Source organism: Gracilibacillus sp. Marseille-QA3620, from assembly GCF_054950035.1.
On record NZ_CM143102.1, the window covers coordinates 782,247 to 809,234 of the forward strand.

Genomic DNA, 26,988 nt, shown 5'->3' on the forward strand with positions numbered 1-26,988 from the left:
CCCTTATAATAGGGTTCTCTGCTTTTGCCGCCTTCTATCCCCCCTGAGTTTGGTTTTCCTGAAAAAGGGAAATGGGGGACTAGAGGTGATGAAAAATGAAGAAAACAGAAAAGGCCGAAACCATTGCTGAGAGCAGAGTGGAAAATGGGCAAATGGCTCCGGATTTAAAGGAAATGAAAAATCTAGGAAAGCAAATGGAGAATTTGCGGACCAATGAAGAGCTGGCCAATGATTATGGTAAGTCACCAGACCCAGTCCAGCATGAGGACGAAGAAGTGAATGATAAGTAGGCAATACACATGAAGCAGGCGGAGAAAACGATGAAGGTTTCTCTGTCTGTTTTCGTTTATGAAGAATCGGCTGTATCATTAAAGATCTTTGTCTTATTTATTGAATATTTTGGCAATAAATCATGTTTTCCGCATAGGATAGAGTAATCTATCAATAATGGGTTAACCTTTATTTCTCATGAGGGATATACAGGAGGGGATAAGAGATGTCCGACAACAGCAGCCATCAGTTTGCCATTTCAAAGGAAGATTGGGCCCTCCATCGAAAAGGATTTGACGATCAGCAAAGACACCAGGAGAAAGTGCAAGAGGCAATCAAGAACAATCTGCCCGATTTGATAACAGAGGAAAGTATCATTATGTCCAATGGAAGAGATGTCGTGAAAATACCAATCCGTTCTCTCGATGAATATAAGATTCGTTACAATTACGATAAGAATAAGCATGTTGGCCAGGGTGACGGTGATTCGCAGGTGGGGGATGTTGTCGCCAGAGACGGCGCTGGCCAGAAGGCACCAGGTAAAGGCGGGGAAGCCGGCGATCAGGCTGGAGAGGATTATGTGGAGTCAGAGGTATCCTTGCTCGAGATTCAAGAGGCACTCTTCTCAGAGCTTGAGCTGCCCAATCTGAAGCAGAAGGATCAAGGAGATCATGTCACAGAGCATTATGAGTTCAATGATATTCGGAAAACTGGCTTAATGGGAAATGTCGATAAGAAACGGACGATGATCAGTGCATTTAAACGTAACGCCTTAAGTGGTACGCCTGGATTTGTGCCAATCTTTCAGGAGGATCTGAAATTCAAGTCATGGAATACCATTGAGAAGCCGGAGTCAAAGGCTGTTGTTCTTGCCATGATGGATACGCCAGGCAGTATGGGTCTATGGGAAAAGTATATGGCCAGAAGCTTCTTTTTCTGGATGACGCGCTTTTTGAGGACGAAATATGAAACGGTTGATATTGAATTCATAGCCCATCATACTGAGGCGAAGGTTGTCGAAGAGGAGGACTTCTTCTCGAAGGGGGAGAGCGGAGGCACGATTTGTTCATCCGCCTACCGAAAGGCACTCGAAATCATTGAGGAGAAATATCCAATAGAGCGTTATAATATCTACCCATTTCACTTCTCGGATGGAGATAATCTAACCTCAGACAACCCGCGCTGCATCAAGCTGGTTGGTGAATTGATGAAGGTCTCTAATATGTTCGGGTATGGGGAGGTTAATCAATATAACCGAAACTCTACACTCATGTCTGCCTACAAGAATATAAAGGATGAGAAATTCCAATATTATATTTTGAAGCAGAAAGCAGATGTATTTCATGCGATGCGAAGCTTTTTCAAGAAAGAACCAGAAGGAGCGGCTGGACGCTAGGTTATTACTCAACAAAAAAAGGCAGGCGGATGATCAATCCGCCTGCCTCTTTATATAGAATCCATTATTCTGTTTCCATCATAGCAACAAGCTTCTTAGACAATGCCAATAGCAATAGACCGAAGAAGATTGCCAATCCGCCGATCACGGCGAATACTTCAAAGTATCCAAGTGATTGAGTGAACGCTGCAAGCTGCCCAGCAAGAATGTTTGCAATACCGGAAGAGGCAAGCCATACACCCATAAGCAAGGAAGCTAATTTCACTGGAGCGATTCTACTTACTAAAGAAAGACCAACTGGTGATAAGAACAACTCACCGAGTGTGTGCATCAAGTAAGTCACGATGATGAACATCATGTTCGCTTTTTGTGCCATTGTCGCAGCATCGTTACCTGTTTGGAATACCGCGAATAGAAGAACGATATAACCTAAACCTAGTGTAATCATACCCATAGCCATCTTAGTCGGTACTGGGATATCTCCGCGTTTAGAGTTTGCAAGCTTCACCCAAAGGGCGGAAATAGCCGGTGCCAATAGTACGATGAAGAATGGATTTAATGATTGGAACCAAGAGATTGGCATCGTCCAGCCGAATACTTCACGATCAACGAAGTCCTTTGTATAAAGGGTTAAAGAGCTTCCTGCTTGCTCGAAACCAGCCCAGAAGAACACGACGAAGCAAGTGATGATGATAATAACCCATGTGCGTTGTTTCTCACCGCGAGTAAGCGGCTTGTTGTTTTTAATTTCCTTGCCGTCTGCCACTTCAATAGTAGCAGGACGTTTACCAATGTCGCCAAGGTATTTGTTCGCTAAAAGGTTGAAGATTACTTGACCGATAATCATACCAATTGCAGAAGCCAAGAATCCGTAACGGAATCCGTAGTGCATAACACCGTTCACTGTAGAAGCGAATAGGTCTTCAGAAAGGAAACCAATCAATAATGGAGCAAAGAATGCACCGAGGTTAATTCCCATGTAGAAGATCGTGAATCCAGCATCACGGCGGGATTCATTCCCTTTATATAAATCTCCAAGCAATGTAGAGATGTTTGGTTTGAAGAAACCATTACCAATGATCATTAAAAGCAATCCAATGAATAAGGCCAATCTGCTTTGGTGAGCAAAAAGGGCAATATTCCCTAGTGCCATTAAGGTACCGCCGATTGTGATGGATAGACGGTGACCTAAGTAGCGGTCTGCTAACCATCCGCCGACAAGCGGAGTGAAATAAACGGCCCCAGTATAGAAACCATAGATGCTTAGTGCGACTGAGCTGTCAATTCCTAGACCGCCGCTAACAAGCTCTGTTGTTAAATATAGAATTAAGATGGCACGCATACCGTAGTAGCTGAACCTTTCCCACATTTCTGTCAGGAATAGCAGGTAGAGCCCGGGAGGATGCTTTTTATTATTTAGTGCCTGAGCATTTGCTGACATAAATTTAACCTCTCCTTATCCTTCATTAAAAATATACAAATGTTATTGTAAAAAAATTTAGCCAAATAGACAATCATTTTTTTAACGCTTTACCAAAATAAAAATATTCATAAATATTCAACAATTTGGCTAGGTTATGAAATTTCCTTGAAAACAGGTCGCTAATACAGCTTTCATCTGTATATTTATACAAAGGAAAAACTGTGATTAGTTTACCACATATTTTTATGTCAATATAGCATATTTTCGTTTTTACATAAATTGGACTCTTTAATTCAAGTTGTATCCATAAATGGGAAAAATATTATGGTAAACTAAAAGGAAAGAATAGGGAAGTCAAGGGGGTCTTTGTTTGGAGAAAACGAGAAAGAGTCTTCATGTCACGACGGAAATTGGGAAGCTTGAACGCGTACTATTACACAGACCAGGGAAGGAAATAGAACATCTTATTCCATCTAATATGGAGAGGCTGTTATTTGACGATATTCCTTTCTTGCCTACTATGCAAAAGGAGCATGATGCCTTTGCTGCTGTCTTGAAGGAGCGGGGAACAGAAGTGGTTTATTTGGAAAAATTGGTAGAAGAATCCCTTCTCGATGAGGTGGTAAAAGGAGAGTTAATTGAGGCTTTTTTGAAGGAAAGCAAGAATCATCTGCATAAAGGATACAAGGCATTGCGGGAATATTTGGATTCGCTTCCTCCAACAGAGCTGGTCAAGAAATTGATGGAGGGAGTTCTCAAGAAAGATCTTGACCATTATCAAAAGCTTCATTTAGATGACTTACTGTCTGCCCATTATCCTTTCTATATTGATCCGCTTCCAAATCTGTATTTCACGCGGGATGCAGCAGCTGTTATTGGAGAGGGCTTGACCATTCATAAGATGTCGACATCAGCACGGAAACGAGAATCGCTCTTTTGGGAATTCATTATGAAGTATCATCCGAACTATTGCATAAATCATCATCCACAATGGCTGCAGCGCACTTATCCATTTGCAATGGAAGGCGGGGATATTCTTGTCTTGAGCGAGGAGGTTGTTGCTATTGGCGTTAGCGAACGCACATCAGCAAGGGCGATTGAGCAATTGGCTCATAATCTGCTTGGAGCGGATAATTCCTATAAGAAGGTTATGGTGGTTGAAATACCAAAGAAGCGGGCTTTTATGCACTTAGATACGGTATTCACGATGGTGGACCAGGATAAATTTACGATTCATCCGGAAATTGAAGGATTAAATGGACAAATGAATATTTTCCTGCTTGAGCTCGATAGTGAGAACGAGGTGCAGATAGCAAGGAGAACAAATTTATCAGAGACCTTGAAGGAGGCCTTGCATTTACCGGAAATAGCTCTGATTCCATGTGGAGGAGGAGATTCGATTTTCTCGCCAAGAGAGCAATGGAATGACGGGTCTAATACACTGGCTATTGCCCCTGGTGTGGTCATCACCTATGATCGTAATCAGGTTACTAATGAGCTTTTAACGGAGTATGGGATTGAGGTCATTGAGGTTCCAAGCGCAGAGCTTTCTAGAGGCAGGGGGGGCCCGCGCTGCATGAGTATGCCGCTGGTTAGAAGCTGAATGAAAGAAGGCCGTCCATCATATGATGGGCGGCCTTTGATTTATTATGCCGGCTGTACCGGATGATGGGCACTAGCTTCTTTAAGTGGTTTATAGGCATAGCCTAGATCGCGTGCAACCGCCTCATACGTAACATGTCCATTGAGGGTGTTTACGCCTTCAGCAAGGCTAGGATTCTCTTGTACGGCCTTTAGGGCACCTTTATTAGCGATTTGAACGGCATAAGGAATTGTCACATTTGTCAGGGCTATCGTAGAAGTACGAGGGACAGCGCCTGGCATATTGGCAACGGCATAATGAACAACGCCATGCTTCACATAAGTTGGCTGGTCATGTGTGGATATATGGTCAGCTGTCTCGAAAATACCTCCTTGGTCGATAGCAACATCCACAATCACAGAACCAGGTGTCATGGCTTGGACCATTGCATCTGTGACAAGCTTAGGTGCCTTTGCTCCTGGAATGAGGACAGCTCCGATAACGAGGTCTGATTCAGCAATGGCGTTGGCGATATTGAGTGTATTAGAGATCAAGGTTGAGACTTGGTTGCCAAATATATCATCAATCTCACGCAGACGGTCTGGATTAAGGTCGATAATGGTGACATCTGCCCCAAGACCGATAGCCACTTTAGCAGCGTTCATGCCTACAACCCCGCCTCCAATAATCGTAACCTTACCACGCTTTACTCCAGGAACTCCGCTTAGAAGAACCCCTTTGCCGCCTTCCGGCTTTTCTAGGAAATGGGCTCCAATCTGGGCTGCCATTCTGCCTGCGACCTCGCTCATTGGTGTCAGCAACGGGAGTTTATTTCCGCTTTTGACGGTTTCGTAGGCAATTGAGAAGACTTGATTATCGATTAATGCCTTCGTTAAGGCTGGTTCTGCCGCTAAATGCAAGTATGTGAATAGGATAAGGCCAGGCCGGAAATAATGGTATTCCTCTTGAATAGGTTCCTTTACTTTCATGACCATTTCTGCTCTTGTCCATACTTCCTGAACATTTGTAATTACAGCCCCCGCTGCTTCATAATCAGCATCCGTAAATCCGCTGCCAAGACCGGCAGATGTTTCGACCAATACTTCATGGCCGGCGCTTGTGAAGGTTAATACACCCGCTGGAGTGATGGCAACTCGGTTTTCGTTGTTTTTGATTTCTTTAGGTATTCCAATTCGCATTTCTTCTCCTCCAGACATACGTTTGTACCAATATTATAATAGTAATTTTCAGATAATTATATGTGAAAAAGAGAAAAAGAAAAAAGAACAATTTGTGAAAAAAGACAAATCTTAAACGCTTTATTCAAATCTTGCCAGCTTGAATTCAATTAAGAGATAGGCTCGTATATTCGTGTCCTTTAAATCATAGCCGCTGATCTCTGAGATTCTTCTTAAGCGGTAGGATAAGGTATTGGAGTGAATATGGAGGAGTGATGCTGCCTCATTCGGTTCAGTTAAAAAGGTTTCAAGCGTATAAAAAAGGTCTGTCTGGTGTTTTAGGTCATATTCATTCAAAATACGAAGACCTTCTGGTAATTGATGCTGGCTTGAATGCTGTTTATGTAGAGTTTCAAGATATTGATAGATGCCGAGCAGGTTGTAATCAAAGATGGCGGCGAGTTCTTGTTTGTATCTCTTCTTGAGATTGATGACCCTAATGGCTTCCATATAGCTTATTTGAGCATCAATGAGCTGGCTGCAGCTTCTACCGAATCCACCTGCTGCCACCGGGATGCCAAAGCGCTCCTGCATATTGTCTATAAATGATTTAATAAAAGAGCTGATAGCTTGGGATGAATCAGGAGTTGAGGAATCGCCCATCAGGATGAACTTGTCAGAGTCAACAGTTTGGAAGATCGTGTTTACCTTTTGAGTGGTGTTGACTAGGTATTGAATATGCTTTTCAGTATCTGCTGTTATGACCTGCTCAAATTGAAAGACAATGATACAGTATTGATGTGGAAGAACAAAAGAGAAACACGCCAATTGAGTGCGAAGCTCCTTCTCAGAAGCATAATGGCCGGTGAGCAGCTTCCAATAGAATTCCTGATAGCTTTCTTCTTTTCGTTTCCTTCGTGACTGGACGAGCAATAATTGATTTTTGGCTTCCTTGGCGGCTAATTTTAGAATGTTGAGTTCCTCAGCTGTAAGGTCTGATTCTGAATTAAGGGCAGCCCAAATAAATCCGAGGACATTCTCATTCTTTCGAATCGATATGGCAACTCGTTTGCCTAATCCAATCAGCTGTTTAGGGGGGATGATAATGGGCTCGCTGCTGCCGAGCAGGGCAGGGATTGTCCCTTCCTTCCAGAGGGCATTGATGACTTTCTCTGGTACTCTTCGTCCCATGATGGTGAGGATTCGGGCCTCATCAGTGATATCACTGTGAGTACTATATGCAAGAAGCTGGTGACTTGAATCTTCTATTGTAATCGGGCAGCCAATGAGGGTGCTGACCTGCTCTGCGAATTCATCCAAGTTAGCGTACACTTCATTGAAATAATCCTTTGAATGAAATTCCTTCTCCATCTTTTATGCTCCTTTAATGTATCCAATATATTTATATTATACAGGAAATGGAAGCGGATGTAGGAGAAAAAGGGCTTTGATTGGAGTTGCTAAGGATATTTGGCACAAAAAAAGGTACCCCTTCCATTTAGGAAAGGATACCCGATATGATTAAAAGAATAAATCCAAGATTAAGTATATAATCCCAGCAAGTGTTGCTGCGATTGGCATTGTGATAATCCAAGTGATGATCATACGCTGTGCCGTGCTCCATTTAACTCCTTTGACACGATGTGACGCACCCACACCCATGATGGATGAGGAAATGACATGTGTCGTACTGACAGGAAGGTGAATGAAGGTTGCACCGAAAATGATAGCTGCAGATGACATATCAGCTGCTACACCGTTGATTGGGCGGATTTTCATAATATTGCCGCCTACGGTTTTAATAATTCTCCAACCGCCGACAGATGTACCAAGTCCCATTGCCGCCGCACAGGATACTTGAACCCAAGTCGGGATATCTGTAGAAGTTACAAACCCGTTGGAGATGAGAGCAAGGGTGATAATCCCCATTGCTTTTTGGGCATCATTTGTACCATGGGAATAAGCCTGCAGGGCAGCCGTTCCAATTTGCAGGTAACGGAAACGCTTATTCGTCTTCGTTAGATTATTGTTCTTAAAGACAATCTTGAATATGCTGTAGACAATATATCCGACAACAAAGGCAATGATTGGTGAGAATAATAAGGCAAAGATAATCTTCATGAATCCTTCAAAATGAATCGCGCCAAAGCCGGCAGCGGCGATTGCTGCACCAGCAATGGATCCGATGATGGCATGGGATGAACTGCTTGGAATTCCGTAATACCATGTTATTAAGTTCCAGGCAATAGCTGAAATCAATGCAGCCATGATGACGACAGAGCCGTTATCTAATGTAAATGGGTCCACGATGTCCTTTGTAATGGTTTTCGCAACCCCTGTAAATGTCATCGCACCGACAAAGTTCATGATAGCGGCCATCAAAATAGCATGTCTTGGCTTTAAGGCTTTCGTTGAAACCGCAGTAGCAATGGCATTAGCTGTATCGTGAAACCCGTTAATGAAGTCAAAAGACAGGGCTAAGATCACGATTAAGACGGTTATAATTAATAATGTATCCATGATTGTTTAAAAACCTTTCATTAAGCGTTTTTCATAACGATTGTTTCAAGTGTGTTCGCTACGGATTGGCAGTAGTCTGCGATCTCTTCAAGGTTCTCGTAAATTTCTTTATATTGAATGATACGGATAGGATCCTTCTCAACACTGAACAAATGTTTAACAGATTGACGGTGCAATGTATCGCAATCGGATTCATGTTCCTTGATCTTGATAGCGATTGGACGGATATCGTTCAATTTCTTCACTGTCAGCAAGTCAACCGCACGATCAATTTCGTGTGCTGCATTGCGGATCTCATCTACAAATTTAAGCATGTATTCATTTGCATTCACGATTGAATACATTTCAAAAAGGGCAGAGCAGTGCTCTAATCCATCAAGAACATCATCCATTGTCATGGCAAGCATTAAGATGTCTTCACGCTCGATTGGTGTAATGAAGGCATTGTTCAATTCTTTGATTACTTCATGAACATGCTCATCTCCAGTTGTTTCATATTGCTTCATTGTATCGGCGAATATTTTTAAGTCGCTAATGTTCTTTAATTTATAGTCAGCAAAATAATCAGAAGCCTCTTTTAAGTTTGAGGAAATGTTCAACAGCATGACTGCGAATTTGTCCTTTTTTGATTTGAATACCATAATTACCTCCACTTTCTTTCGACAATAAAAAATAACTTTTTGACGCTAACTAATTTTAATCCTTTTGGAAACTGTTGAAAAGAAAAAATGTGTAATTCATAAAATCTTTACAATAAGTATGTTTAATGTAATATTCATTTACAATGAATTTACATTAAGGTAATCTTCTGTAACATTTGTAACATTTAAAATGAGATTAAACGGATCTCCGATGGTTTTTGCATAAAGGTATTGTACCCAATCAAGGTGATTTGAACCAGAAATATACAAAAAGGCAGCTGACTCACCAGAAGCATCCGGTGTGCAGCTGCCTTTATCTTTTATTCGGTTTCCATTGTTTCTTCTGTCGCAGGTGAATCAGTGGATTCACCTTGGTCAATATTATAATTATATTTAGATCTATCTACAGCCGTGAATCCATCTGGTTTGTAGAATCGCAATAAATCACCATAGATGATTTTATCAGACATATCAAGCATGGTCTGTGCGTAATCTGCCATTTGGGAGGCTTCTTCTGTTTCTTCCATCAGATTACCTTCAGAGTCATAAAACTTACCATTAATCTTATTGATGGTAGGGCTCATAAAGTTACCATTACGGAATGGTACGATTTCATTATGGTCTTCTGATAGAAGGTCAGTACCCAATTGAATATAATCATCTGATTCAACACCAAGCAAGTGCATGAGTGTTGGAAGCAAGTCAACTTGACCGCCATATTGAGATTGAACGCCGCCTTCTACTCCAGGGATGTGGATAAGAAGTGGTACTTTTTGAAGCTCAGCGTTATCAAATTCAGTGATTTCTTCCTGACCGAGAATCTCAGCCATTGCTTCATTATGGTTTTCAGAGATTCCATAATGGTCACCGTAGAATACTAGAATAGAGTTGTCGTATAGACCAGATTCTTTCAGGTCTTGAACGAATTCCTCAATCGCTTCGTCCATATAGCGGGCTGTCTGGAAGTAACGGTCTACAGATCCGTCACCGGTTGCAGCTGGCCCGATTGTTGCGTCTTCCTCATCAATCGTGTATGGGAAGTGGTGTGTTACAGTAATGAATTTCGTATAGAACGGCTGTGGGAGTGATTCTAAATACTCCATAGACTGTTCAAAGAACGGTTTATCCTTTAGACCGTAACTAACAACATCCTCCTCATTCATATCATAATAGCTGGAATCGAAGAAGTTTTGGACACCCCATGACTTATAAATCTCATCACGATTCCAGAATGTCTTCGTATTTCCGTGGAAGACGGCAGAAGAGTAGCCTTTCGATTGCTCTAAGATGGCTGCTGCAGACTGATAGGTGTTCGTACCATTCGTTGTCATAGCAGATCCTTGAGGCAATCCAAACAGGGAGTTCTCAAGCAGCATCTCTGAGTCAGATGTCTTGCCTTGTCCTGTTTGATGGTAGAAGTTATTGAAATACAAGGTATTTTTGTCTTTAGCCATTGAGTTAATAAATGGCGTGACTTCTTCTCCATTTAATTGATAGTCAATCAAGAAATTCTGGAAGGACTCAAGATGAATATAAATGACATTTTTTCCTTCGGCAATACCGAAATACTTATCATTTGGTTCAGCATTATTAGCCTGTACGAAGTTCTGTACCTCAACTAGGTCATCAGAATCCGCCGAAGCTTTCTGTGCGGTAGTTTTCATTGTTTTCAATCCATCATAGATGGTGTAATTGTACGTCCCTAAATATTTCACAAGGTAGTTGCGGTCGAACGTTCTAGTCAATAATTGTGGACGGTCAATTTCAGCAAGCAGGATATTGATGACCAAGAGTGCCGCACCGGTCGCCATGACAGCAGCAGTTTTGCGGAACTTAAGTCTTCCTTCGCTTGGTTTAAATTTCTTGAAAACAACTAAAAGAATCAAAATGATTGTATCTGCAAAATATAGGGGGTCATAAATGTGAAGCAATTCAGCAATGCTTCCCATCATCCCTCCGTCAAGACTGATATTAGATGTTTGCGTTAAAGTCGGCCAAGTAATGAAATCATTAAAGAATCGATAGTAGACAATATTGGCATACTGTACGATTGATAGCAAAAGGTTGATGATAATCATCCAGATGAATGATTTTCTGCCCTTGGCGAATAAAGCTAAACTAAAGAAAATAACACCTGTGCTTATTGGGTTAAACAGAAGCAAGAACTCCTGCATCGAATTGGATATTCCTAAATTGAATTCTACAGCATACCCTGCATATGTCTTGATCCAAAATAGGACGACAGCGACAATTAGGAAACCAACAGGTCCACTTACACTATTCTTTAGTGTGTTGTTAAATGCACGCATTGTTTCACCTCTAAGTTTAAAAATATAGGAATTTAGCATCTTAAAATGCCTGTAAAATTCACGATAAAAAGGAATAACAATATTGAATTATAAACTGAATCTCGGAAAAGTCAAATGGCAGTTCATCGACAAATCACCCAGCAAACCACGTATTGTATCAGTTTTTGTCATCTATTAAGTGTTTCATAAGTTCAGATATATGCAATCTAGACACATTACTTATAGTATATAGGATAGGAGGGTGGAAGTCTCCTGTTGGCTTAAATTACATAAATATTCAAAAGAGGTGGGAAATATGAAGACGATTGAGACAAGTGTACGATTGAATAATGGAGTTAAAATGCCCCAATTCGGATTAGGTGTGTACAAAGCAGAAAATGGAACAGAAGTAACAACAGCAGTGGAAACAGCCCTTAAAGCTGGATACAGACTGATTGATACCGCATCCTTCTACCAAAATGAATCAGGTGTTGGAGAAGGAATCAAGCTTTCAGGTCTTAATAGAGAGGATATCTTCATCACCTCAAAGGTATGGAATACAGATCAGGGCTATGAATCCACCTTGAATGCATTCAAGAAAACACTAAAGGAGCTTGATGTCGAATATTTAGATTTATATTTAATTCACTGGCCGGTTGGAGATCGTTTCCTTGATACTTGGAAAGCGTTTGAGAAATTATATGAGGAAGGCCTCATCAAGGCAGCTGGAGTAAGTAATTTCCAAATCCATCATTTGGACAAGCTTTTAGAGAACAGCTCGCTCGTACCTGCGGTGAATCAAGTGGAGCTTCATCCTCGTTTGACACAAGTAGAGCTCAGAGACTATTGCCAAGAGAAGAATATACAAATAGAATCATGGTCGCCGCTTGGCCGAGGCCACTTGCTTAAGGAGCCGACCATTGAGTATTTGGCTAAGAAGCATGGGAAGACTCCTGCTCAGATTATTATTAGATGGCATTTGCAAAACGAACTGGTCGTTATTCCTAAGTCGGTAACCCCAGAACGAATCGTTGAGAATGCGGATGTTTTTGATTTTACGTTGAGTCCGGAAGACATGAAGGTGTTGAATCAATTAAATATGAATGAACGATTTGGTCAGCATCCAGATCATTTTAAGTTTTAAGGAAGAGAGGGAGTCATTCCCTCTTTTTTTATGATTTAACGGTATCTTTCACATCAAAAATATCCTCTATACCCTTCCCTTCAACCGTCTAATCTACTTACAAAATTAAAAATGAAATCTTTGGCATAAATGTTTAAGGGCGGTAATCTCGGGAATTTATAGAGTACAAACGGCGCCGTTATTGAATACTCGATAGAACCTGATTCATGGAATTGAATGATCACATCAAAGGAATAATAAAGTTAAAATCAAGTCACTCAAATTTAGGGATATAAATAAGCCGGTCGGCAAACTCTAATGATGAGTTCTAGAAAGACTTTCCTTGAAACAGGAAATATTTAGGTCATGGCTTAAAAGGCCAAATTGATAAAAATTTAAGGAGGAAATAAACATGGAATTTATTATATCATTAATCGTAGGTGGATTATTAGGTTGGGTAGCAAGCTTGATCATTGGTCGTGACGTACCAGGAGGCATCATCGGTAATATCATCGCGGGTGTCGTTGGTTCTTGGTTGGGTACAGCAATCTTTGGTGAAATGGGACCAACTCTTGCAGGCTATGCGATTATCCCAGCGTTAATCGGTGCGATTATCTTGATTTTCATCGTCAGCATGATTATGAAAGCTGTTAGCAAAACAGCTTAACAAATACATGAATAAAGGTTCTTATCGGAAATGCTTGAAGCGCTCGAGGGAGAAATTCCTTGAGCGCTTTTTATTGTATGGCTATGACCAAGGAAACGGACTTTCTACCTGAAGCTTCTGCCTTGTTAATGGCTGCAGGAAATTAAGCCTGTACGCATGAAGGGCCTGGCCGTTCATATGGGCGTATTTTCTTCCTCCATAGAGCACATCACCAGCAAGAGGATGTCCAATATGGCTCATATGAACACGTATTTGATGGGTGCGTCCAGTTTCCAAGCGGCAAGAAATGAGTGTCAGGTGTTCCTGCTTCATTCGTTTTATTACCTTATAATGGGTAACAGCTTGTTTGCCGGAAGGGGAGACGCGCATTTTCCCTGCATGATGGCGATCCCGGCCGATAGGTGCGTCCACTGTCCCAGCTTCTTTTTGGACGATTCCGCAAACGAGTGCCGCATATGTCCGCTTAATAAGGCCTTCTGCCAATGCTGCATCCAGAAGAGCGCCTGCATAGGCGTGCTTAGCAAAAAGAATAGCCCCTGATGTATCCTTATCCAAGCGATGAATATGCCGAGGCTTTGTTTGGATGCCTTTGACCAAGAAATAATGAGATACAGCATTTAGGAGTGTTTTTGTATCTTTCTCATTAACCGGGTGAGTATTAAGGCCTGCTGGCTTGTTGATGACGAGAATATCCTCATCCTCATAAAGGATGGAGAGGGGGAGGTCAAAAGGCGGGATAGGATTTTCCTCCTCTTCATAAATCGGGATGGAGAGAGTCTCTCCAGCTGTTGTTTTTACACTCCAAGGATGAGTTTCTTCCTTATAATATAGGCTCTTGTTCATACGCCATTGATGGAGCATTTTTTTCGGCACATGAAGCTCTTCCTTCAACAGATTTTCAATGGTTCTGCCGTTCCATTTATCGGGTATAGCAATATTAGCAAATTTGTCAGTTTTATTTATTTCGAGCATAAGTTTCCCTCATTTTCGCAAGCTTTATCATTATTAGTCTTCTGTTAATCTATGGTATCTTAAAGGTGAGGGGCTGGTTCGCCTGCACCATAGAAAGGTTGATGCATCATGAAAATTGTACAAGGTTCATTCCAATTGCAGGAAGAAGAAATGCGTCATGCCGTTAACAGATTGTATAAGGAAGTATTCCCTTGTTTTTTCTCTGATGCCGATATTGAAGTATTTAAGAAGAACAGCGTTTTAGCCTTGCCGGGTGCCAATTCCCATGCAGGCACATTAAAGGGTGCCTTTGAGATAATGGCTTGCCTGCAAACAATCCTGATTATTCTAGAGGGACATCAGACAACCGATAAAGCGGTTGAGTTATTCAACCGTAATTCACGGATACTGAACGAACTTGGGGTGTTTTTCCCATTCAATCATGAGCAGTTTTTTGGGAATGAACGAGATTTAGACTTACCCGATCACCCGACAAAGGCTGCCAATACGTATTTAATTTAATAGACCTTGCATTGAGTCCGCTTCTATCGTTTGGGAGGCGGATTTCTTTATTTGGCCGCTGGCAATACATTTATACTAACACTATTAAGGCATAAGGTGAAATGCCTTAATCCATGAATACTAAGGCTTAATTCCTTTTTATGCCCATTCTTCAAGTTTTATTTCGAACGATTCTTATCCTCAGTTTCGAAATACATTTCACAATTCTTTTTTCGTTCAATTATTGGAGAGGACAGACCACTGACTTTTAAATGAATAAACGAAGGCTGCCAACATGTATTTAATTAAATTCTTGGAGAGGCAGTCTATGTCTAAAAGAAGGGGATTGCACATATATCTATAGTAATCATGACAAGCTGGAGGAAGGTATGCCTGAGAGAAAATTTACCGTTAAGCCATCATTGACGACTAGAGGATTATTACCGGAGAATCAGGAGACACCCCTTGAATTCCTGCGGGGAGATACAATGAATAACTATCAGTTCTTCCGGCGAAACCACTTTACATACCCAGCATTGAATCAGGCTAATTACCGTCTTCTTGTCGGAGGTCTAGTCAAGCGACCATGGAGCATATCTTTACCTGATTTATATCGTTTTCCTGCCAAGACGTTAAAAGTCACCCTTGAGTGTGCAGGCAATAAAAGAGGGCTGTTTGAACCGAAAACCTATGGAGAGCAGTGGGGAAAGGGAGCCATTAGTCAAGGATATTGGAGGGGAGTGCCCTTAGTTTATATTCTTGAACAGGCAGGAATCAGCAGCCAGGCATCAGAAGTTGTGGTGAAAGGATATGACCACGGTTTCCGCAAGGATTCGGAGAAGGATTATCCATATGCTCGGAGCTTACCCTTGGCTAAGGCTATCCATCCAGATACGCTGATTGCTTATGAATACAATGGCCAGCCGCTTTCTTATAAGCATGGATATCCATTAAGGCTGATTGTGCCAGGGTGGTATGCGATGGCCTCAGTCAAATGGATTCGTCAAATCAGCGTAATAGAAACGGCATTCAAAGGCCCATTTCAAGCGAATGATTATATGTATTATCCCAGCAAGGACACAGATGAGGGCTCTTATCCTGTGACAGTACAGAATATCAATTCCACAATCCAAAGTCCGCTTGATATGGAGATACTGAGCAGTGGAAGGGTGACCATCAGGGGGATAGCCTGGACGGGAGAGGGAATGATTACGAGCGTTCAAATTAGTGTGAATGATGGGCAGAGCTGGAATGAAGCCCGAATTCATTCAACTGGTTTGCCATATGAATGGGTCTCCTGGCAATATGAATGGATTCCTCCAGGTAAGGGGGAATATTCGATTCTATCAAAGGCAGCAGATTCCAGAGGCAGAAGCCAAGAACGGAAGGCATTTTGGAATCGAAAGGGTTATGGGTATAATGCAATAGACCACGTGAAGGTGGAAGTACAGTAACGTGAAAAGAGGCAGGGATTCCCTGCCTCTTTGTTTTTAGATTATTTATTAGCCTGGAACCATTCCTCAAATTCTTCTTTTGAATGCTCACCGACGATTCGGCTTGTCTCCTTGCCGTTTTCAAATTTCACAAGTGTTGGTGTCGATTGGATGTTAAATTCATTCCAGCCATTCTGGTATTCAAGCAGATTATATTGGTCTACTTGCTCGTCCATTTCATCTGCTACAGGCATGAGGACTGGTGTCGTATTCATGCAATGGATACATTCGGGACTGAAGAAGTAAACAATGGCTGATCCCTCTTCTTCTAATTTCTGGTCTAACTCATCTGGAGTGATGATATTTTGATAGTTCTCATCATCGAGCAGGTCAACGGTGGATGATTTGAGATTGTCGGTGCCATACGGATTGCCAGCTGTTTTTTCTGCCTTCTGCTGGTTCGTTAGGATGGCAATGACAGCGAAAATTAAAATGACTACAGCAGAGAAGATGAATACTTTTTTCATTTAGACTCCCCTTTATTTGTTTTCAAAACATAGATACTGCAGATAAAGATAATGAGAAAGGCTGTGAGTGCGAGTACAGGGATGGTCACAAAACCAAACCAGTTAATATAGTCGCCTGTACAAGGAATCCGCCCGCATGATGCTGCTTTTTCGGTGAAATATGGAACCTTTTGAATTAATACATGGTAGGTGGATATACATGCGCCGATGAATGACAGTACACTCGTATAAAGCGCAATTTCATAATCCTTCTTGATGATGGCAATGGCGAGGATAATCGTGAACGGATACATTAAAATCCGTTGATACCAACACAGTGTGCATGGCTCATATCCTTTAATTTCTGAAAAATATAAGCTTCCCAACGTTGCGATTAATCCTGCAGCAAAGGCGAGGAATAACGCGTTTTCACGATTGATTAATTTTTTCATCTAATACCGCCTTCTAGTCTCTTTCTCAAATTATAGTATGATATCATAGTATTGTAAAAAGAAACACTCTTACATAAAATGCTGAACAACATGAGAGATTGGTATGAATCGTTTGTGAGATTCAAAGCAGAAGGTTTTTTTGTAAGCGCTTCATATGCTTGGGAGGCATAGGCTATCTTTTATATAGAAAGGAGCAGGCAATTGGAAAAGCAATGGTGGAAAGATGCAGTTGTTTATCAAATTTATCCGAGAAGTTTCATGGATTCAAATGGAGACGGCATTGGAGACATTCCTGGGATTACCGCAAAATTAGATTACTTAACAGCATTAGGGGTGGAGGTTGTATGGCTTTCACCGGTCTACCAGTCTCCTAATGATGATAATGGATATGATATTAGTGATTATCGTGCAATCATGGACGAGTTTGGGACGATGGAGGATTGGGAGCGGATGCTTGATGAAATGCATAAACGCGGCATCAGGCTCGTGATGGACCTTGTGGTTAACCATAGCTCTGATGAACATCCATGGTTTGTGGAGGCACGGAAATCAAAGGATAATCCGTACCGTGATTATTATGTATGGCGTGATGGAAAGAATGGGAGGGAGCCGAATAACTGGGAGTCCTTCTTCAGCGGCTCTGTATGGGAGTACAATGAACCTACTGGTGATTATTATCTGCACCTATTCTCCAAAAAGCAGCCCGATTTAAACTGGGAGAATGAAAAAGTCCGTTCTGAAGTTTATGAGTTAATGAAATTCTGGCTTGATAAAGGAGTAGACGGATTCCGGATGGATGTCATCAATATGATCTCCAAGGTTCCAGGTCTGCCGGATGGAAACGTGGAGCCAGGATCCGAATATGCCTCTGGTGCACAGTATTATATGAATGGTCCGAGAGTACATGAATTCCTTCAAGAGATGAATGAGCAGGTTCTCTCTCGCTATGACATCATGACAGTAGGAGAGACAGGCGGTGTAACTCCGGAGCATGGTGTTCTCTATACAAACCCTGAACGCAAGGAGCTTAATATGATATTCCAATTTGAACATATGGATGTCGATTCAGGTCCTCTTGGAAAATGGGATGTAGCGCCGCTTGATTTGGTACGCTTAAAGAAAATTCTTGCTAAATGGCAAACGGACCTCCATGGACGCGGATGGAATAGCCTGTATTGGGATAACCATGACCAGCCAAGGGTCGTTTCCCGTTTTGGAGATGATGGGAAGTACAGGGTTGAATCTGCGAAAATGCTTGCTACCTGCCTTCATTTCATGCAGGGTACACCATATATTTATCAGGGTGAAGAAATTGGGATGACAAACGTCCAATTCCCTTCTATAGAAGATTATCGAGATATTGAAACAATCAATATGTACAATGAACGGATAGCCAAAGGCTTTGACCAAGTCGAATTAATGAAGGGGATTCATGCGAAGAGCCGTGATAACGCCCGCACCCCTATGCAGTGGGATGAAACTGAAAATGCCGGATTTACCGATGGAACCCCATGGATTGGGGTAAACCCGAATTACCATGAGATTAATGCGAAGCAAGCGATGGAAGATAAGAATTCCATTTTCTATTATTACAAGGAATTGATTGCGATGCGCAAGCGCCTTCCTATCATGGTAGAGGGAAGCTTTGAATTGATCCACGAGGATAGTACATCTCTATTTGCCTATTTGAGGCATTATGAGAATGAAACCCTGCTAGTGCTAAATAACTTCACTGCAGATGAGCTGACTGTGGAATGGCCGGGAAGCTTAAGGGGACTTAAGGGTGAACGATTAATTGGCAACTATGAGGATATAGAGTCACGATCAGCCGATGGCGAGACAAACCTGCGCCCCTGGGAGTCGATTGTCTATCATTTTAGGAAATAAAGAAGGAAGCGAAGTAGACGCTAAAAATGCGTATGCTTCGCTTTTTTGATGGAGGAATGGATGCATTGGCTGCTTTTTTAGCTGGGGAGCAGCTTGACTAGAGAAAGACTCGGAGGAGCTCTGGATAGCCTGTAAAATCAAAATAGAGTATCTGAGGAGTCGTTATTTAAGGGCGATTTATTCCATCATACAAGGCAGGAGGAGGAAATCCTCTCAGCTAAATGGAATAAACCGAGCAATACTTATACCACCTGGTTTACAGAAAATCTGAAAAGGGAAAATGTATGGGAATAAAAAGAGGCATTGGTTAAGGTAGAAGAAGGAGTGAAGGTTCATGACTGAAGAGCTGGATTTAACGAAATTTGAGCATAGGCTAGAGATCAGGCAGACACAGCGGAAGGATATTGATGCAATCATTAAACTGCAAGCGATATGTTTTCCGGGGATGGAGCCTTGGAAGAGAGAGCATTTAGAAAGCCATTTGGAGATTTTCCCAGAGGGACAATTCTGTGCGGAGCTGAATGGTGAGATTATTGGCTCCTGTTCAAGCTTGATTATCAATTTCGATGAATATGATGACCGTCATACTTGGTCCGATATTACAGATGACGGATATATCACCAATCATAATCCGGATGGATACAATTTATATGGAATCGAAGTAATGGTTCACCCAAAATACCGCAAGATGAAGGTCGGCTATCGCTTATATGAGGAAAGGAAGGAGCTTGCCCGGAGACTGAACTTAAAGAGCATCATTATCGGCGGTCGCATTCCGAATTATCATAAATATTCAAGCGAAATGAGTCCAAGAGAATATGTGGAGCAAGTGCGTTTACATAAAATTTATGACCCCGTTTTATCATTTCAGCTGTTAAATGAATTTACTTTAATGCGTATTAATCCCAATTACTTAGAGGATGACCTGGCCTCCCAGAAGTATGCGACATTAATGGAATGGAACAATGTCGATTACCATCCTCAAACAAAAAGGTTCTATAAGACTGCCCTTCCGGTGCGTATCTGTGTCGTGCAATATATGATGAGGAAAATTACATCCTTTGAGGATTTTGCCAGTCAGGTGGAATACTTTGTGGATGTAGCAGCTGATGCGGAATCTGATTTTGCCGTCTTTCCAGAAATCATGACCACACAGCTGATGTCCTTTTTGGATGAGAAATCACCAAGCCAGGCAGTACGTAAGGTGACAGACTTTACAGAGCCGTATATCGAGCTGTTCACAACACTTGCAGTACGCTATAACATCAATATTATCGGCGGTTCTCACTTTGTGAAGGAAAAGGATGAAAATATCTATAATATCGCTTATCTATTCAGAAGAGATGGAACAATTGAGAAGCAGTACAAGCTTCATATTACACCAAATGAACGCAAGTGGTGGGGAATCAGCGCCGGTGATGAAGTGAATGTATTTGATACAGACTGCGGGAAGATCTCCATGCTCATATGCTATGACATAGAATTCCCAGAGCTTGCCCGGATTGCGACAGATAAGGGAGCAAATATCATCTTTACTCCGTTTTGTACCGAGGACCGGCAAGGGTTTTTACGCGTTAAATACTGTGCGCAGGCGAGAGCGGTAGAGAATCAAGTTTACACAGTCATTTCTGGTACGGTAGGCAATCTCCCGCAGACGGAGAATATGGATATTCAATATGCACAATCAGGCATATTTGCCCCGTCTGATTTTGAATTTGCCCGAGATGGTGTAGTCGGGGAGACGAATGCCAATATTGAAATGGTCTTAATTGGCGATGTCGATTTGGAAATCTTAAGAAGGCAGCGTCTTTCCGGGACAGTTCGTCAGCTGAAGGACAGACGGAAGGATTTGTATGAAGTCAAGTATAAAAGATGATGTAAAATTGCCATATTTTTAAATAATTGATATTTCTAAATAATATTCATTTTGTGCGTAATTTTTAGTAATATTAAGGTATATTACAAGTTGTCTTATTTGGGAGGAGTTACCAAAATGGATTGGAAAGCAACCTATAAAAAATGGAATGATTATCTGGATTTAGATAAAGAATTGCAAGAGAAATTGACGGCTCTTGCAGATGATGAGAAAGCTCTTGAGGATGCTTTCTATAAGAACCTGGAATTCGGCACAGGCGGTATGCGCGGAGAAATCGGCGTCGGTACAAACCGCATGAACATTTACACAATCCGTAAGGCGACTCAAGGCTTTGCCTCCTATATCGGAGAGCATGGTGAGGAAGCAAAGAAACGCGGTGTCGTTATCGCGTATGATTCTAGACACAAATCTCCTGAGTTCGCAATGGAAGCTGCAAAGACATTAGCGACGAATGGCATTCAAGCATTTGTATTTGACAGCCTTCGCCCGACTCCGGAGCTATCCTTTGCCGTTCGCCATCTAAAAGCAGCCGGCGGAATTGTCATTACAGCGAGTCATAATCCTCCTGAATACAATGGTTACAAAGTATACAATGAAGATGGCGGTCAGCTTCCACCGCTTGATGCTGACCATTTAATCGAGCTGGTTAATGCGATTGAAAATGAATTAGCCATTAAGGTAGAAGACGAGAAATCCCTGCAGGATAAAGGGTTGATTAAAATCATCGGACCAGAAGTGGATGATGCCTACAATGAGAAGGTATTAACCATTTCTGAACAGCCTAATTTGTCTAAGGAAGTTGATGTGCATGTGGTCTTCACCCCGCTTCATGGTACAGCGAATTTATCTGTACGCCGCGCCCTTGCTGACCTCGGCTATGAGAATGTAGCGGTTGTTAAGGAGCAGGAGCTTCCAGACCCTGAATTCTCTACTGTATCTTCTCCAAACCCTGAAGAACATGCAGCATTTAAGCTTGCCATTCAAAAAGGTAAGGAAACAAATGCGGATATTCTTGTGGGAACAGACCCGGATGCAGACCGTGTTGGTGTGGCGGTTAAAGATGAGAGCGGTGAATACACCGTATTGACTGGAAACCAGACAGGTGCATTATTCCTTGACTATATTCTTTCCCAAAAGAAAGAAAAAGGCGAGCTTCCATCTAATGGGATTGTCTTCAAAACCATCGTTACATCTGAATTTGGCCGTAAAATCGCCTCCAGCTATGGCATGAAGACGGAGGATGTTTTAACCGGCTTCAAATTTATCGGGGAGAAAATTAAGCAATACGAGGAATCCGGCGAATATGCCTTCCTCTTCGGATATGAGGAAAGCTACGGCTCCTTAATTAAAGATTTTGCACGCGATAAAGATGCTGTCCAAGCTGCCGTAATGGCCGTTGAGATTTGTGCACACTACAAACGCCAAGGCAAGACCGTTTATGAAGCCCTTCAAGATCTATATGAGAAACATGGTTACTATTTAGAAGGCATGCGTTCCTTAACACTGAAAGGAAAAGAAGGCGCTGAGAAGATTCAGCACATACTTTCCCAATTCCGAAGCACTCCGCTTGCATCACTGTCCGGTGTAAAAGTAACAGCTGTGGAGGATTACAAAGAGAGTGTAAGAACAGAAATCGCCACAGGCAATACATCTGAAATCCATCTTCCAAAGTCCAATGTCATCAAATATTTCTTTGAGGATGAATCATGGGTTTGCTTGCGTCCATCCGGTACAGAGCCTAAAATCAAGTTCTACTTTGCCGTAAAGGATGACAGCAAACAAGCAAGTGAACAAAAACTTCAACAATTCATGAATGAAATGATGGAAAAGGTTGAACAAATCTAATCCTATGTAATGCAAAGGAGAGTTGGCTACTGCCAACTCTCCTTTTTGCCTTGTTCGCATTGTTCGCATTTAGCCGTATAATTTTCCCACCACAGAAAAAAATAACGATAACTAGAATGTTTGATTTGCCCACTCTTCCTCATAAGGAAGGAAGGTGGCGTGGTCAATATATTGCAAAAGGTCAGTCAGCGTCTTTTCGATGGAGCGATAATCCTTCGAAAAGTGATAGGCATGCAAGAAATGTTCAATTTTCTTGGACAAAAAGTGGTCATGTGTCCGCACCATCAGAATGAGGAGATTATCCCATTCTGAGCGGTGTGTATAGTACAGTGCCCGGTCGTAATCAACCTTGTTCAATGTAATCACTCTCCTTCATGTCGAGGAGTTAACAATAGTTTGTTCAAAGGGTCTTTTTTATCACCCTGTAAAAGTTGGGCGGTTTGTTAAATGAGAAACTTGACGTACGGAAGGTATAGAAGCGCCATACTGCCAATGGTCTTGTTGCTTAGCTTGTTCATGTATTTTCTGCTTGGGGAATCGACAATCGCTTTGGCAGATTCTCCTTATACATATAATGATTTGGAGCATGACTTGGTGTTACTTCAGAGTCGATATCCGGATAAAATCTTTTTATGCTCGATTGGCAAATCTGTCTATGGCCGTGAGCTGTATGCCGTAAGAATCGGAACAGGCAAGAAGGTTATCCTGCTAAGCGGTGCCCATCATGCGAGGGAATGGATGACCTCAATGCTGTTGATGAAGATGGCAGCTCTTTATGCCGCTGATAGTAATGAGGCGCCGTTACTGGATGCAGGGACCATCTGGATTGTACCAATGGTCAATCCGGACGGGGTGGCAATCCAGCAAGGGGATTTCACAGACATTCCATGGAAGGAACGAATAGGTTTGTGGAAAATGAATCACCTTTCTTTTTCATTTACCAAGTGGAAGGCCAATGGAAGGGGAGTGGATTTAAACCGCCAATATCCGGCTGGGTGGATGGAAATCAATACGGGAATCCAGCGCCCCTCTTATCAATTCTATAAAGGGAAATCACCTTTAAGTGAGCCAGAAACAGAGGCACTTGCCGAATTTACGAAAATAATTCGGCCGGCCATCTCCGCAGCCTATCACAGTACAGGTCAGGAAATCTTCTGGCATTATCGAACGCACGGCTTGCAGAAGGACCGGGATTACCGAATTGCCAAGATTGTTGCGGAAAGAACGGGCTATCGACTCTCTAAGCCGGATAAACATGCTGTAGGGTCTGGATTTACGGATTGGCTAATTGAAGAATATAAAATCCCAGCGATGACAATTGAAATCGGGACTGAACGAGAAAATACGGAGGTCCCTTTGCGGGAGTTTGAAGCAGAGTGGAAGGCAAACCGTGATATCGGCTGGATTCTCCTTAAGGAAGCACTTCGTTTGCGGTAGAAATAACGAAGGCTTGCGTCATTTTCGGGCTACTTCCTCATACATTGATATAAGGACTTATAGTGGAGGTGTAACGAAAATGATAGCAGATGAACACAAGAATTTAGAGTATGCCATCAAAGAGATAACCGAGATTGCGCAAGGATTTGGACTCGACTTTTATCCGATGCGCTATGAAATTTGTCCACCTGAAATCATTTATACCTTTGGTGCCTACGGCATGCCGACTCGATATTCCCATTGGAGCTTTGGTAAACAATTTTTCAAGATGAAGCTGCATTATGATGTCGGTTTAAGCAAAATATATGAACTAGTCATTAACTCGAACCCGTGCTATGCCTTCCTGCTCGACAGCAATTCCTTGATTCAAAATAAACTGATTGTTGCCCACGTGTTGGCGCATTGCGATTTCTTTAAGAATAATATCCGTTTCACAAACACGAAACGGGATATGGTCGAAAGCATGGCCGCAACTGCAGAAAGGGTCAGGCAATATGAAATTGAATACGGCAAGCTTGAAGTGGAAAAATTCCTCGACTCCGTACTCTCTATTGAAGAGCATATAGATCCATCCTTATTACGGCCAAAGCTGAGCTGGACGATGGATGAAGAGGATACAGAGGATGAATCGCCTCATATTGTCACGCCCTATGATGATCTATGGAGCATGGATACGAACAAGAAGCCAGAGAAGAAGAAAAAGACAAAGAAATTCCCGCCAAGACCTGAAAAGGATATCCTTTTGTTCATTGAACAATACAGCCGCACACTCGAAAATTGGCAGCGTGATATCCTGACGATGATGCGTGAGGAAATGCTCTATTTCTGGCCGCAGCTGGAGACAAAGATTATGAACGAAGGCTGGGCAAGCTATTGGCATCAGCGCATCCTCCGCGAGCTTGATCTCACGAGCGGGGAATCCATCGAATTCGCAAAGCTTAATGCAGGAGTCGTGCAGCCGTCAAAGACAGGAATCAACCCGTATTACCTCGGCATCAAAATTTTTGAGGACATCGAGGAGCGGTACAATAACCCGACAGAAGAAATGAAGAAGCGCGGCGTCAAGCCAAACTCTGGCCGCGAGAAAATGTTTGAAGTCCGCGAAATTGAATCAGATATTTCCTTCCTCCGCAATTACCTCACGAAGGACCTGGTCATGCGCGAGGATATGTATCTCTTCCAGAAGAAAGGCCGCGATTACAAGATCGTCGATAAGGACTGGAAATCTGTGCGCGACCAGCTCGTCAGCATGCGTGTTAACGGCGGCTTCCCGTATATTACGGTTAATGACGGGGATTACCTCAAGAACGGCGAGCTGTACTTGAAGCATTGGTTTGAGGATATTGAGCTGGATGTGAAGTATTTGGAGAAGGTATTGCCGCATCTTCATTATTTATGGGGGCGGACGGTTCATATTGAGACGGTGTTGGAGGGCAAGGAGATTGTGTTCAGCTATGATGGGAAGAATGTGAATCGGAAGTATTTATGAGTGAAAAGTCATAAATACTGTTGATTAATTAGATTTAAATAAGGAAAATGCTTGAAGAGACCATCAAAACCCTACGGTTATTTGATGGTCTTTTCAATTGCCAGTGTATTGTTTTTGATACATAAGTTACTTTCTACTTGAAAAGAAATAGCATAAAACCTCACTCCGATCCAATGGATAAATGATGAAGATAGAAGATGCGGTAAGGGCTAAGAGAAAAATCTTCAAAGAGCAGTAATCCTTTTTCCTCGGTTTCAAGCCGTAATTCTTCGAGCGCGTCTTCTACAACCTCTGGATACTCCATAAAGGCCGATTGGAAGTCTCATATGTCGTATCGAAGAGGGAAACGAACAATTGGTGAAGGATGGCCGTATCCTCTTCACTGACTGTGTAGATGACGGAGGAGTTCCCTTTGACCGCCAAGGCGCTTTTTTCGCCTTCTTCTCCCACCCAAAGCATGATAGTTTGGTTTCGTCCACGGTTGTCTTCGATTTTTACTTCATATTCAGGATCGCCTAATTCAACCGTGCCTTCCATTTTCTCGGCTCGGTCGATGACCCCTTGAAAGGCCTCGAGCGTTGATAAATCGATCGGCTCAAACTCATTCGGATTACCAAACTCAGTAAAATCTCCTGGCTTTGAAACGATGATTCCCTCCAGTGTTCGTTCTTTCATCAGGTCCTTTTGGGCTAAGCACCCTTCTAAGCCCATCGAGAACAACGAGCCTAAAATGATGGCCAATAAACCAGTTTTCATCGTACATCGTCCTTTCTATGAAGAGGAGGTTAATGGTTTTATTAATTATATTGTTAAGTTTATTGAGAAATGAATGGCCTCTTTTTAAAAGGCTGTTTGTAAAGATTGTTGCTTTTGAATAAAAAGGGAAGCTGCTATCCGTTTTACTGTACAATTGGATTGGGAGTGTCTTCGTGAACAAGCGGGCAGTTTAGCTTTAGAAGGATTTTATGATTACTCCGATTGATATTACATTGGATTAAGGGGGAATTTAGATGTTGAGGGGATACTGGAAGAATATTTTATACATACTGAACCATAAAATTAATGTTCTTGTTGAATGCTGGAAAGAGGGTTTATACCTCCAAGGAATTACCCACGATTTATCAAAACTATCCCCAAAAGAATTTTCTCCGTATGCAAAGAAATTTTTCTCAAGTAAACAACTAAGTGAAGACGATGAATTAAGATGGAGATACGCATGGCTGAATCATCAACACAAAAACAAACATCATTGGGAATATTGGGTTGTTGATCCGAACAAGAAACTAGCTTTACCAATGCCAAAAAAGTATTTACTTGAAATGGTTTGTGACTGGCGTTCTTTTTCAAGAAATTGGGGCAGGAGGGTAAAACCAGCAACTTTAAACCTGACTGATAGGATAATACTGCATCCTGACACGAAGAAAGAGCTAGAATACATTTTGAATAACAGAAGGAAGGGTGACTCTAAGGAAACTTCCTTATTATCAAAGAAGGTAACATGATTTTGGAAAAATGTACTTAAA

At 42.0% G+C, this 26,988-nt stretch carries 24 protein-coding genes; 13 read left to right on the forward strand and 11 right to left on the reverse strand.

The annotated features are described in order from the left end of the window. Positions 1 to 95: 95 nt before the first annotated feature. Together ACY8DX_RS03970 and yhbH are read left to right on the forward strand one after the other, a co-directional pair. Positions 96 to 290 (forward strand): hypothetical protein, encoded by a 195-nt coding sequence (locus ACY8DX_RS03970; RefSeq protein ID WP_049672026.1) that lies wholly within the window; start codon positions 96 to 98, stop codon positions 288 to 290. A 206-nt stretch (positions 291 to 496) separates the two neighbouring features. Further along, the gene (yhbH, locus tag ACY8DX_RS03975) at positions 497 to 1,666 is read left to right on the forward strand and encodes a sporulation protein YhbH (protein ID WP_462406225.1); all 1,170 of its coding nucleotides are present in this window, start codon (positions 497 to 499) and stop codon (positions 1,664 to 1,666) included. A gap of 64 nt (positions 1,667 to 1,730) precedes the next feature. On the opposite strand, the gene ACY8DX_RS03980 is transcribed toward yhbH, so the two are convergent. Next, positions 1,731 to 3,107 (reverse strand): peptide MFS transporter, encoded by a 1,377-nt coding sequence (locus tag ACY8DX_RS03980; protein ID WP_049672024.1) that lies wholly within the window; start codon positions 3,105 to 3,107, stop codon positions 1,731 to 1,733. A gap of 352 nt (positions 3,108 to 3,459) precedes the next feature. Between ACY8DX_RS03980 and arcA the strand changes: the two genes are divergently transcribed. Continuing rightward, positions 3,460 to 4,692: an arginine deiminase gene (arcA, locus tag ACY8DX_RS03985; protein ID WP_462406226.1), complete on the forward strand. Its 1,233-nt coding sequence runs from the start codon at positions 3,460 to 3,462 to the stop codon at positions 4,690 to 4,692. 44 nt (positions 4,693 to 4,736) lie between these two features. Here the strand turns inward: arcA and ald are convergent, their stop codons facing one another. The 5 genes from ald to ACY8DX_RS04010 all read right to left on the reverse strand — a co-directional run bounded on the left by ald (position 4,737) and on the right by ACY8DX_RS04010 (position 11,319). Further along, positions 4,737 to 5,870, reverse strand: coding sequence for an alanine dehydrogenase (gene ald / locus ACY8DX_RS03990; RefSeq protein ID WP_049672022.1), 1,134 nt, complete (start codon positions 5,868 to 5,870; stop codon positions 4,737 to 4,739). Between the two features lie 120 nt (positions 5,871 to 5,990). Next, positions 5,991 to 7,220: a PucR family transcriptional regulator gene (locus tag ACY8DX_RS03995; RefSeq protein ID WP_462406227.1), complete on the reverse strand. Its 1,230-nt coding sequence runs from the start codon at positions 7,218 to 7,220 to the stop codon at positions 5,991 to 5,993. Between the two features lie 150 nt (positions 7,221 to 7,370). After that, a complete protein-coding gene (locus tag ACY8DX_RS04000) occupies positions 7,371 to 8,369 on the reverse strand; it encodes an inorganic phosphate transporter (RefSeq protein ID WP_462406228.1) in 999 nt (332 codons plus the stop codon). Positions 8,370 to 8,389: 20 nt separating this feature from the next. Further along, on the reverse strand, positions 8,390 to 9,010 hold the full coding sequence (locus ACY8DX_RS04005; RefSeq protein ID WP_049672019.1) for a DUF47 domain-containing protein: 621 nt from the start codon (positions 9,008 to 9,010) through the stop codon (positions 8,390 to 8,392). 320 nt (positions 9,011 to 9,330) lie between these two features. Then, on the reverse strand, positions 9,331 to 11,319 hold the full coding sequence (locus ACY8DX_RS04010; protein WP_462406229.1) for a lipoteichoic acid synthase: 1,989 nt from the start codon (positions 11,317 to 11,319) through the stop codon (positions 9,331 to 9,333). A gap of 295 nt (positions 11,320 to 11,614) precedes the next feature. Between ACY8DX_RS04010 and ACY8DX_RS04015 the strand changes: the two genes are divergently transcribed. Together ACY8DX_RS04015 and ACY8DX_RS04020 are read left to right on the forward strand one after the other, a co-directional pair. Then, a complete protein-coding gene (locus ACY8DX_RS04015) occupies positions 11,615 to 12,442 on the forward strand; it encodes an aldo/keto reductase (RefSeq protein WP_462406230.1) in 828 nt (275 codons plus the stop codon). Between the two features lie 391 nt (positions 12,443 to 12,833). Then, positions 12,834 to 13,088: a GlsB/YeaQ/YmgE family stress response membrane protein gene (locus tag ACY8DX_RS04020; RefSeq protein ID WP_049672017.1), complete on the forward strand. Its 255-nt coding sequence runs from the start codon at positions 12,834 to 12,836 to the stop codon at positions 13,086 to 13,088. 81 nt (positions 13,089 to 13,169) lie between these two features. On the opposite strand, the gene ACY8DX_RS04025 is transcribed toward ACY8DX_RS04020, so the two are convergent. Then, on the reverse strand, positions 13,170 to 14,060 hold the full coding sequence (locus ACY8DX_RS04025; protein ID WP_462406231.1) for an RluA family pseudouridine synthase: 891 nt from the start codon (positions 14,058 to 14,060) through the stop codon (positions 13,170 to 13,172). Between the two features lie 108 nt (positions 14,061 to 14,168). On the opposite strand from ACY8DX_RS04025, the gene ACY8DX_RS04030 reads away from it, so the two are divergent. Next, positions 14,169 to 14,561, forward strand: a complete 393-nt coding sequence (locus ACY8DX_RS04030; protein ID WP_462406232.1) for a DUF5365 family protein — start codon at positions 14,169 to 14,171, stop codon at positions 14,559 to 14,561. Between the two features lie 368 nt (positions 14,562 to 14,929). Then, a complete protein-coding gene (locus ACY8DX_RS04035; RefSeq protein WP_462406233.1) occupies positions 14,930 to 15,994 on the forward strand; it encodes a sulfite oxidase in 1,065 nt (354 codons plus the stop codon). Positions 15,995 to 16,035: 41 nt separating this feature from the next. Here the strand turns inward: ACY8DX_RS04035 and ACY8DX_RS04040 are convergent, their stop codons facing one another. Together ACY8DX_RS04040 and ACY8DX_RS04045 are read right to left on the reverse strand one after the other, a co-directional pair. Then, positions 16,036 to 16,500: a thioredoxin family protein gene (locus ACY8DX_RS04040; protein WP_462406234.1), complete on the reverse strand. Its 465-nt coding sequence runs from the start codon at positions 16,498 to 16,500 to the stop codon at positions 16,036 to 16,038. Beyond that, positions 16,497 to 16,931, reverse strand: coding sequence for a disulfide oxidoreductase (locus ACY8DX_RS04045; protein WP_049672012.1), 435 nt, complete (start codon positions 16,929 to 16,931; stop codon positions 16,497 to 16,499). The genes ACY8DX_RS04040 and ACY8DX_RS04045 overlap by 4 nt, the downstream gene beginning before the upstream one ends. A 201-nt stretch (positions 16,932 to 17,132) precedes the next feature. On the opposite strand from ACY8DX_RS04045, the gene ACY8DX_RS04050 reads away from it, so the two are divergent. The 3 genes from ACY8DX_RS04050 (at position 17,133) to ACY8DX_RS04060 (ending at position 22,539) form a co-directional block, all read left to right on the forward strand. After that, positions 17,133 to 18,818 carry a glycoside hydrolase family 13 protein gene (locus ACY8DX_RS04050; protein WP_462406235.1) on the forward strand — a complete coding sequence of 562 codons (1,686 nt, stop codon included), beginning with the start codon at positions 17,133 to 17,135 and terminating at the stop codon, positions 18,816 to 18,818. Between the two features lie 334 nt (positions 18,819 to 19,152). Continuing rightward, the gene (locus ACY8DX_RS04055; RefSeq protein WP_049672010.1) at positions 19,153 to 20,694 is read left to right on the forward strand and encodes a carbon-nitrogen hydrolase family protein; all 1,542 of its coding nucleotides are present in this window, start codon (positions 19,153 to 19,155) and stop codon (positions 20,692 to 20,694) included. Positions 20,695 to 20,811: 117 nt separating this feature from the next. Beyond that, entirely contained in the window at positions 20,812 to 22,539 is a 1,728-nt protein-coding gene (locus tag ACY8DX_RS04060; protein ID WP_439803450.1) for a phospho-sugar mutase, read from the forward strand. 111 nt (positions 22,540 to 22,650) lie between these two features. Here ACY8DX_RS04060 and ACY8DX_RS04065 read toward each other — a convergent pair whose 3' ends face one another. After that, entirely contained in the window at positions 22,651 to 22,896 is a 246-nt protein-coding gene (locus ACY8DX_RS04065; RefSeq protein ID WP_049672008.1) for a YhdB family protein, read from the reverse strand. 90 nt (positions 22,897 to 22,986) lie between these two features. On the opposite strand from ACY8DX_RS04065, the gene ACY8DX_RS04070 reads away from it, so the two are divergent. Further along, the gene (locus tag ACY8DX_RS04070) at positions 22,987 to 23,976 is read left to right on the forward strand and encodes a M14 family zinc carboxypeptidase (RefSeq protein ID WP_082197181.1); all 990 of its coding nucleotides are present in this window, start codon (positions 22,987 to 22,989) and stop codon (positions 23,974 to 23,976) included. A gap of 79 nt (positions 23,977 to 24,055) precedes the next feature. After that, positions 24,056 to 25,465 (forward strand): SpoVR family protein, encoded by a 1,410-nt coding sequence (locus tag ACY8DX_RS04075; RefSeq protein WP_049672007.1) that lies wholly within the window; start codon positions 24,056 to 24,058, stop codon positions 25,463 to 25,465. Positions 25,466 to 25,747: 282 nt separating this feature from the next. Here the strand turns inward: ACY8DX_RS04075 and ACY8DX_RS04080 are convergent, their stop codons facing one another. Further along, positions 25,748 to 26,221: a YhfM domain-containing protein gene (locus tag ACY8DX_RS04080; protein WP_049672006.1), complete on the reverse strand. Its 474-nt coding sequence runs from the start codon at positions 26,219 to 26,221 to the stop codon at positions 25,748 to 25,750. Between the two features lie 254 nt (positions 26,222 to 26,475). Here ACY8DX_RS04080 and ACY8DX_RS04085 point away from each other — a divergent pair, with 254 nt between their 5' ends. Beyond that, positions 26,476 to 26,967, forward strand: coding sequence for a DUF5662 family protein (locus tag ACY8DX_RS04085; protein WP_049672005.1), 492 nt, complete (start codon positions 26,476 to 26,478; stop codon positions 26,965 to 26,967). Positions 26,968 to 26,988: the final 21 nt, after the last annotated feature.